The following is a 2,000-nucleotide window of genomic DNA, read 5'->3' as shown; positions in this document are numbered from 1 at the left end:
GCCGACACATCTTGTCGACCGACGGCAAATACTCCGGATTGATCAACGGACAGATCGCCATGGATTCGTCCGCCGCACAGGCCCACATCTGTTTCATCCCTTCGCCGGTCAGCCAACGGCCGGGATCCTTTTTTCCCGACACGATGCGGAACCCGCGCACCCCTTTGGACTTCAGCGACTTCATGGTTTCGACCGGATGATCCTCGGGATCGATCACCGCCACGCCCGAAAACCGGCCGGGATGGTTTGCGATCGCATCCAATATGTACGAATTGTCAAACCCATAGAAGCTCATTTGAATCAAGACGATCCGACTGACCCCCAGCGGCTCGGCAAGTTGCATCAGCTGTTTGGGAGTAAAACTCGGCGGCTGCATCGCCGAAACGTCATAGCGATCGTCCAGCGGATACGTTTTTGTGTCCGGCGTCCACACGTGCACGTGCGCGTCGATGTACCCTTTATCATCCGACGATTCCGCCGCAACGGACTGGCGTTGCATTGCCATCGTGCCGGCCGCTGCCGCGACACCCGCGATCCAATGACGCCGCCCTATCGATGGACACGGTGTCGCGCGGTCCCGTTGCCCAGTGTCGGCTAAATCGAATTGACTCATGATGTTTCCTGCGAGGCTCCCTGGATGGACGACGATACACCGCTAGCGATCTTGAACCAGCTGATTCGGATTCCGAGTCAAAACCCGATGGGACATGACCATCGGGGACCGGAATGGTGCGAACAAGGCGTCAGCGATTGGCTTTGCCGATTTTTTGCAAGCCACAACATACCTCATCGCTACGACCAAATCGAACCGGGCCGTGGAAATGTGATCGCCAAATTGGCGGGCCATCCCGATCGGCCCACGATCTTGCTGGACGCACACCAAGACACCGTTCCGGTTGCCGGCATGACGATCGATCCCTACCAGGGTATCGAGCGGGACGGCCGCATCTGGGGCCGCGGAGCCTGCGATGTGAAAGGCCCGATGGCGGCGATCCTGTCGACCGTGGCACGTCTCAATCGCGAACAAACTCGATCCCACGCCAGCCTGGTCGTTTCGATGACCTGCGATGAAGAACTCGGACAGAAAGGGGCGATCGATTTGGTGAAACGATTTGACTCCGGTGACAGCTTCTTAACGCCCACGCCCGATCTGGCGATCGTCGCGGAGCCGACGGAGTTGAATGTCGTGGTCGCGCACAAGGGTGTTTTGAGATGGAGAATCCAAACGACAGGCGTCGCAGCCCATAGCAGCCGACCCTCGCTCGGGCAAAGTGCGATCTACTCGATGGCACGCCTCATCAGTGGATTGGAACAACTCGCCGATGAACTCCAAACCGCCGGCCCCGACCATCCATTGTGCGGTCGCCCTACGCTCAGTGTGGGAACGATCCGTGGCGGCGAAAGCGTCAACATTGTTCCAGAACGCTGCATCATCGAAATCGACCGCCGCGTCGTCCCGGGAGAATCGTTTGAAACGATTTTGCATCAAACCCGACAGGCATTGAAAAACCGATGCGGAATCGAGTTCGAGATGTTGCCGCCGGACACGAGCTGCGAACCGCTTCGGGACGGAGAAAACGGAACGCTCGCCGAGACCCTGGTCCGACTGACCGGACAGGTTGCGGGGTCGTCCCGAACAATCGGCGTCGCGTTCACGACCCAGGCCCCCAAATTCGCCGCCGCGGGCCTGCCCACCGTCGTCTTCGGCCCCGGCTCGATCGATCAGGCCCACACCAAAGACGAATGGATCGAAATCGAACAGCTCAATCAGGGCGCCGAGATCCTGTATCAAGTTGCCAAGCAGCTGTGACGTCCTGGCACGACGGGGCGACTTGTGCCAAGTCCCCGCCTTACGCCGTGGACGATAGCGTTTTGGCAAAGACGCGGAACCGGAGGGCTCGCGCCCAATACCGCTCAATCGAGAAGCGAAAATGAAACACCATGGCTCCCCTCTCCCCCGATTCCTGACGAGCCTAAGCGAGTCAGGAATCGGGGGAGAG

The 2,000-nt window shown here is 59.2% G+C and carries 2 protein-coding genes; one reads left to right on the top strand and one right to left on the bottom strand.

Annotated elements, in window-relative coordinates; genetic code table 11:
• The coding region (locus tag ABX749_RS31080; RefSeq protein WP_372899453.1) for an amidohydrolase at positions 1-499 on the bottom strand (499 nt) is incomplete at its 3' end.
• Between the two features lie 138 nt (positions 500-637).
• Between ABX749_RS31080 and ABX749_RS31075 the strand changes: the two genes are divergently transcribed.
• A complete protein-coding gene (locus ABX749_RS31075; protein WP_372899452.1) occupies positions 638-1,810 on the top strand; it encodes a M20 family metallopeptidase in 1,173 nt (390 codons plus the stop codon).
• Positions 1,811-2,000: the final 190 nt, after the last annotated feature.

Source organism: Stieleria sp. (assembly GCF_041595215.1).
In the GTDB taxonomy this organism is placed as follows: Bacteria; Planctomycetota; Planctomycetia; order Pirellulales; family Pirellulaceae; genus Stieleria; species Stieleria magnilauensis.
The sequence above is the reverse complement of the archived record's forward strand: the minus strand, read 5'-3'. Positions and strand labels throughout refer to the sequence as shown.